The organism is Allobosea sp. 10L417, from assembly GCF_056395485.1.
This window is the reverse complement of the sequence record NZ_JBFTJP010000009.1, coordinates 248,432-255,375: the sequence shown is the minus strand read 5'-3', so window position 1 is coordinate 255,375 and position 6,944 is coordinate 248,432. Positions and strand designations below refer to the sequence as shown.

Sequence of the window (6,944 nt, the reverse complement as noted above, 5' to 3'; positions counted from 1 at the left end):
TATGCGTGGCCTCGGTCGCCTTTACCCGTTGAACGGGCGTCGGATCCGAGGCCTAATGCCGGGCTGGACGGTGAAACCTGCATACGAACAGACAGAGCTGCGACGAGCTCATCTCCTGCCAGACAGGACAAAGATTTTGCGATTCCTTGCGCGCCTATTCMAGAGGTTGCTCATTTTCTGCCTCGGCGCCTTCAGCGTCTGGCTGATAGTCTTCGTCGTATTCGACACGGCGGACCACCGACTTCCGTGGATCCTGGCAGTAAGCCTCACTTACGGGCTGGCAGCCTATGTCATTTTGCCAAATGTGGTCCGAATGGGGCTGAAGGTTCTCCACCGGAGACTTATCCCTAAATACACGATCACCGGAGATGGCTTGGCTGGCGATCCGGTAAACCTCGTCCTCATCGGCCCCCTTCAACAGCTCTGCGATGCGTTTGCAACGGCGGGTTGGTCAACAGCCGATCGTTTGGGGGTCGCGAGCTCGTGGCGAATGATACGCGCGTTTTTACTCACGCTCCAAGTCACCCATGCGACCGATTCAGACACGAATGCGGAACGCAACTACGTCGTCACCCAGTTAAAGGCAAAGCGGGTGATCGGGGAGGTCGCATTGCACCAATCCGGATCACGGTTGCAGACCGGAAAGGTTAACCACTACATTACCGATGGCGAGATCGCCTTCGCTAGCCTGATGGAAAATTGAACAAGGATCTGTACGACCGCTACTCTCGCTCGGATTCGTGGATCCGCGCTGGGAATCGGTGGGCACCGAAGGCGGCAGTCGAGCTCGAAACCGCATGTGCGACGAAGGCCGATGAGAATTACACGACCAGCGACGTTCTGGCTCGCGGTCTCTGCGCTCGCGTTGGTCACGTTGGTGCTGTTGCGCCAAATCCTGCTGCCGTTCGTGGTCGGTACGTTGCTCGCATACCTGCTCGTTCCGGTGGTCGACAGGCTGGAGCGGGTCGGGATCAACCGTTCTTTGGCGGCTCTGGCCGTCTTCCTTCCGCTGGTCGCGGCTCTCATCGCCTTTCTGCTCGTGATGCTTCCGGCCATCATTGGCGAGCTCAGATTTTTCGTTGAGGAGTTTCCCGGCTACGTCACAAGACTCCAGTCGCTCACGAGCGATGCAAGCCGCCCCTGGCTGCACAGTGTCATGGGCGGCGAACTCCACATCGAGCAATCCACCGCCGAAATCGCGAAGACGATGGGCAGCAACTGGCTCGATGGTTTCCTTCGCTCGTTGTGGTCGAGCGGGCTGGCCTTGATTTCCCTTCTTTCGCTCATCGTCGTCACGCCGATCATCGCCGTCTATCTCGCAATTGACTGGCAAAGAATGATTGCGACGGTCGATGGCTGGTTCCCCCCGGCATACCGCGACGATATGCGGGCGCTTGGGCGTGAAATCCACGATACGGTCGCTGGCTTCGTGCGTGGGCAGGTCGTCATCTGTCTCGTTCTTGCCGTGCTTTATGCGACAGCTCTGAAAATGACAGGGCTCAACCATGCCATTTTGATAGGAATGACCGCAGGCCTCATCAGTTTTGTTCCCTATTTCGGGGCCGCCACCGGGTTCTTAGTTGCGGCCTGTGTTGCAATGGCCCAATTCTGGCCGAATTGGGCACCGGTCGCCGTGGTGGGGGGCATCTTCGTCGTCGGAGAAATGCTTGCCGATTATGTGCTGTCGCCGCGCTTCATTGGTCGCCGCGTCAAGCTCAACCCGGTCTGGATGATGTTTGCGCTGTTCGCTTTTGGATGGCTGTTCGGCTTCATCGGCGTGTTGTTGGCGATACCTCTCGCGGCATCGCTGGGCGTGATCCTGCGGTTTGCGAGGCGGCAGTCTCTAGTTGGATCGTAGTTAATCCGATCTGGCCGGGATCATGATCCTGCGCCCGACTGTGGGGCGGCGATCCAGCAAATCGAAGACGTGATCGCTCAGATCATCGAATTGCGAGATGTCGCTTCGGCGTGGGCATCGGGAGCGTGTCCTATTTTCTCGATATGGCACTGGCAGAGGCGAGAGTTCAAAGCCATCGGTTGGCAGAGAAGAGATCGACTGAGGGATCGTCCTCGCATCCCGAATAGCTGCGACGGCTCATTGCGGCGCCTCGATCAGGCGAGGAAATCGACTTGAAAACCGCGATTGAAGCGCCGCTTTTCAAACCGCTCGACCTTGCGGAGCTTAATCTCCACATGCGTGCATCCGACGAGTAGCGTTGGGAATACCGCATTTCACCGCTAGCCGACGTCGGAAGCCGCATCCTGCTTTCGACCCGAGATTGATGTTGGCCACCTCATCAGGTTGACCAAAAAATGGCCCGTTGCTGACGTTGGGAAGGTCCGCTTGCGGGCTGTCTAAACCCACCCAAATGCTAACGAATTTGCTACTATCGGAAGCTGAACGGTCCGCTCCTTGTCGGCTTAGTTCAAGTCAGGCGCTGTCGCCCTGGATAATGCGGAATCCGACATCGATCGGCGCAATTGCGCTGCCGTCGCCATCCAGGCGACGCAGAAGCAGTTCTGCAGCATTCCTGCCGATTTCGTAGCGGGGGATCTGCAGCGTAGTGATCGACGTCGCGAATTGGCGAGAGATCTCCCAATCATCGAATCCGGCAATGGCGACTTGCCTGGGTATGTTCCAACCGCGCCTTATGGCTTCCAGCATGGCGCCGATCACCAGCACGTCACCGGCAAAGAAGATAGCACCGACCTTCGGCTTCATCTGGATGATGTCCGCGAGCGCCTTGGCTCCGTTCTCATAGCTGCCTTGCTTCTCAAAGATCAGGGCATTGTCCACAATCATTCCTGCATCCTTCAGGGCCGCCCTGTATCCGCGTTGGCGTTCCTTTGCGCGCTCGCTGTGGGCTGCGATTGGACCGACGAAGGCAATGCGCTCGTAGCCCCTGCGCATCAGATATTCGGTCATTGTCTTGGCGGCTTTGAAATTCGAGTAGCTGACAACGAGATCGACGGGGCGGCTCGTCAGGTCGCCCGTCTCGACGATCGAGATCCCAGCGCTGCGCAGCAATTGCCTGGCCAGGGGCGAGTGCTTCGTGTTGTGCAGGACGAGCCCGCACGGCCGGTGAGCCAGAAAGGCAGCGATGAGGGATGCCTCGTCCTTCGAGGCATAGCCGCTGCCGCCGAGCATCAGATTGATGCCCTTGATGCGGAGGGTCTCGGTCATGCCTTGCAGCGTGGCCGCGAACAACGAATCCCGGACGCTGGGAACGATGGCCGCAGCAAGCTGTGTGCGGCCGGGCGCCTTGAGTCCGCCCGCCAACCTGTTCGGCACATAGGCTAGCTCCTTCACGGCCCGCTGCACACGCAGCAGCGTGTCTTTCGTGACCTGATCGGGGGTGCGTAGGGCACGCGACACACTCATGGGAGAGAGGCCCGCGTGAGCGGCGACGTCCTTCATTCTCACATGCGGGAGGCCGGTGCGAATCTTCTGGATCATGGGCGCAATGTATCCGAACTGAGAAGGTATCCATACTTGACGTACAGCCCAAGTTGAACTCTACTGGTATCGATACCAATGAATTGAATTTCCGGAAGGCACCCCGTGGGTTTTACGGCCACCCAGAAAATCGTCGCCAATCACAGTGGTCGCAGTCATGTCGCGGTCGGTGCGACCGTCACGGTGAAGGTCGATCTCGCGATGTCGAACGACATGACGTCGCCATTAGCGATCAAGCAGTTCCGAAATGCTGGCGCCACACGGGTTTTCGACCCCCGGAAGATTTGCATCGTCGCCGGCCGGCACATGCCGTTTCGTGACAAAGCGTTTGGCGATACTGTCGACGGGGTCGGTCAATGGTGCCGCGAGCAGGGCATTGAGCGATTTTACGCCGATACGGAGGGCATGGATCATGCCCTGGTGCCGGATCTGGGCTTCATCCGACCAGGAATGCTCATCTGCAACGCCGACTCCCACACCTGCACCTATGGCACCCTGGGCGCCCTTGGTCTTGCCATGGGATCGACCGATCTTGCTTACATCTACGCTCTTGGCGAGACGTGGATGCGCGTGCCGGAGACCATCCGCGTGCGCTATCATGGCAAGCCCGGCAAGTATCTAACGAGCAAGGACTACGTTCTCGAAACCGGGCGCATCCTGACCGTCGATGGGGCTCGTTACAAAACTCTCGAATTCTCTGGCGAGGCGTTGGATGCCCTCTCGGTCGATGAGCGCTTCACGATCGCAAACATGGGCATCGAAATGGGCGCGAAGACAGCGTTCATGGCTCCTGATCAGAAGGTGAGGGACTACCTTGCTGCGCGCACGGACGTCCCGTACGAACAGATCTCGTCGGACGACGACGCCGAATTCGAGCGCACGCTGGATATCGACATCGGCACATTGACCCCGCTGGTCGCCAAACCAAACAGCCCGGACAATGTCGTTCCCGTTTCCGACATCAAAGCCGTCGCCGTCACCCAGGTCTGTATCGGGACCTGCACCAATGGCCGTCTGGTCGACCTCCAGCAGGCACTCGAGATATTGCGCGGCTGCAAGGTCGCCAAAGGGGTCAAGCTGATCGTCACACCGGCAACCGGCATTATTATGCGGCAAGCCGAAGAACTCGGCCTCATCGACGAGTTTCGTGCAGCGGGGGCGCAAATCAACCCGCCTGGCTGTGGGCCCTGCACGGGCTGGCATCAGGGCGTTCTTGCTTCAGACGATGTCTGCATCGCTACACATAATCGCAACTTTCCAGGCCGCATGGGCAGCCCCGAAGCGCAGATCTATCTCAGCAGCCCCTATGTCGCTGCCGCCGCGGCCGTTGCCGGTGAGATCATGTCCCCGGAGGCGATAGTGCAATGATCATGACAGGCCGAGCGCATATCATTGGCAACCACATCGATACCGATCAGATCATTCCGTCCCGATATCTCGGCACGCTCGACCCGATAAAATTGGCTGAAGGCTGCTTCTTCAGTCTGATACCGGGGTTTGCGACCCGTGTTCACTCGGGCGACATCCTCGTCGCGGGCGATAATATGGGCTGCGGCTCCTCGCGAGAGCACGCCCCGCTGGCGATCAGGGCGGCGGGGATTTCCTGCGTCGTGGCCCGCAGCTTCAGTCGCATTTTTTATCGCAGCGCCATCAACATTGGCCTGCCTGCGGTGATCTGTCCTTCCGCGGTCGATTTTGCCGATCCGGACGAGGATATGCTCGTGGATTTTGATCGTGGCGTCGTCGAAAGTCATGGGTGCACAGCTGACTTCTCTCCGTTCAGCTCGTCCATTCTGGAAATCCTTTCGGCGGGCGGGCTTGTTCCGTTCATGTCCCGTCGGTTCATGAGCAAGGGAGTTTCGGCGTGACGCTCCCGCTCCTCCGCACCATCGAGTGGGCAGGGCGGCCGCTTGACCCCCGTAAACCGCATCGCCCGGCGCAAGCGCCCACGTTGTGGCGCAGTGCACCGATCCTCGCCGACACTGCAACGCCGCGCGGACCGACCCTCCTGCGTAGGCAGGACGAATCTCAGTCGCGCACGTCCCACAATGATTGATAGCAAGACGATTTCAGCTCCTACTGATCTGGCGGATCTCACAATCGCGCAGGCTTCCGTGCTTGTTGAGCGCGGCGCCATTTCACCCGTCGAACTGGTCGAGAGCTCTCTGGCGCGAATTGATGCGCTGGACCCAACGCTCCATGCTTTCATCACCGTCACTGCGGATCAGGCTCGCGCCGGCGCCCGCAGCGCCGAAGCGCGGATAGCCGCTGGCGGTTATCGTGGCGGGCTCGACGGCATTCCGTTCGCCCTGAAAGATTGTATCGAGACAGCAGGGATTAGGACCACCTCTCATTCGAAGGTGCTCCAGGACAATGTCCCGACCGAAGATGCCGCTGTCGCAGCGTCGATGAAGCAGACCGGCGCTATCCTTCTCGGCAAGACCGCAACGTTCGAATTCACGGCAGGGGGGCCCTCCTGGGATCTACCTTGGCCAAACGCAGTCAATCCATGGAGCGAGCGTCACCTGCCAGGTGGGTCGTCCTCGGGCAATGGCGCTGCGATTGCGGCGCGCATGGTGGCGGGCGCATTCGGCACGGATACAGGCGGCTCCGTGCGTTGGCCGGCGGCTGTGTGCGGCATCGCTGGACTGAAGCCCACCTATGGGCGTGTCAGCCGGCGTGGCGTGCATCCCAATACCTTCTCGATGGATCATTGCGGACCGATGGCGCGCACGGTCGAGGACTGCGCCCTACTCCTGGCAGCGGTGGCCGGGCATGATCCGCAGGATCCCGGCAGCTGCGATGAGCCGGTGTCGGACTATTTGGCGGCACTCACCGGCTCCGTCGCCGGGCTGCGGATCGGACTCGTGAGGCGCTGGTATTGCAAGGACGCGACCGGGGACGTGACGGATGCCGTCGACGCCGCTGCCCGGCACCTGGCGTCGATGGGCGCAATCGTCGAAGAGGTGACGCTGCCACCGCTGCAGGATTACATCGATTGCAAGATCGTGGTCTCGCTTGCCGAAGTCTACACAATCCACGTCAATGAGCTCAAAGAACGGCCGTATGATTTCGGGGGTTCGCTGCGGCAACGGCTGCTCGCCGGCAGCCTCGTCCGCGCGGAAGACTATGTGCAGGCGCTGCGCTGGCGCAGCGAGTTGACCTCGCAAACCTTTGCAGCGTTCTCGCGCTTTGATGTGCTCGCCACGGCTGGCTGGATGTCGGTGGCCGAGCCGAACGACCCCAACTGCGGCGATTTCATCAAGCGGCGACCGATGATCACCATGCCGTTTAGTCTGACGGGAAATCCGGCGCTCTCGGTTCCCTGTGGTTTTTCGAGCGACGGATTGCCTCTGTCGCTGCAGATCGCAGGCCGGCCATTCGAGGAGGCAACAGTGCTTCGCGTGGGCGACGCCTACCAAGCCACGACGGACTGGCACCGGCGCGTGCCGGCTCTGGCGTCGCCCATCGGCCGGAGGTCTTGAGT

At 60.1% G+C, this 6,944-nt stretch carries 6 protein-coding genes; 5 read left to right on the top strand and 1 reads right to left on the bottom strand.

Annotated elements, in window-relative coordinates:
• The coding region (locus AC1DE3_RS21480; protein ID WP_476852770.1) for an LssY C-terminal domain-containing protein at positions 1–703 on the top strand (703 nt) is incomplete at its 5' end.
• A 111-nt stretch (positions 704–814) separates the two neighbouring features.
• Positions 815–1,858, top strand: coding sequence for an AI-2E family transporter (locus tag AC1DE3_RS21475; protein ID WP_476852769.1), 1,044 nt, complete (start codon positions 815–817; stop codon positions 1,856–1,858).
• A 573-nt stretch (positions 1,859–2,431) separates the two neighbouring features.
• Here the strand turns inward: AC1DE3_RS21475 and AC1DE3_RS21470 are convergent.
• Positions 2,432–3,457, bottom strand: coding sequence for a LacI family DNA-binding transcriptional regulator (locus tag AC1DE3_RS21470; protein WP_476852768.1), 1,026 nt, complete (start codon positions 3,455–3,457; stop codon positions 2,432–2,434).
• A gap of 105 nt (positions 3,458–3,562) precedes the next feature.
• Here AC1DE3_RS21470 and AC1DE3_RS21465 point away from each other — a divergent pair, with 105 nt between their 5' ends.
• The 3 genes from AC1DE3_RS21465 (at position 3,563) to AC1DE3_RS21455 (ending at position 6,942) form a co-directional block, all read left to right on the top strand.
• A complete protein-coding gene (locus AC1DE3_RS21465; RefSeq protein WP_476852767.1) occupies positions 3,563–4,825 on the top strand; it encodes an aconitase/3-isopropylmalate dehydratase large subunit family protein in 1,263 nt (420 codons plus the stop codon).
• Positions 4,822–5,325, top strand: coding sequence for a LeuD/DmdB family oxidoreductase small subunit (locus AC1DE3_RS21460; RefSeq protein WP_476852766.1), 504 nt, complete (start codon positions 4,822–4,824; stop codon positions 5,323–5,325). Before AC1DE3_RS21465 ends, AC1DE3_RS21460 begins: the two co-directional genes overlap by 4 nt.
• A gap of 180 nt (positions 5,326–5,505) precedes the next feature.
• Positions 5,506–6,942 carry an amidase gene (locus AC1DE3_RS21455; protein WP_476852765.1) on the top strand — a complete coding sequence of 479 codons (1,437 nt, stop codon included), beginning with the start codon at positions 5,506–5,508 and terminating at the stop codon, positions 6,940–6,942.
• The last annotated feature ends 2 nt before the right edge of the window (positions 6,943–6,944 follow it).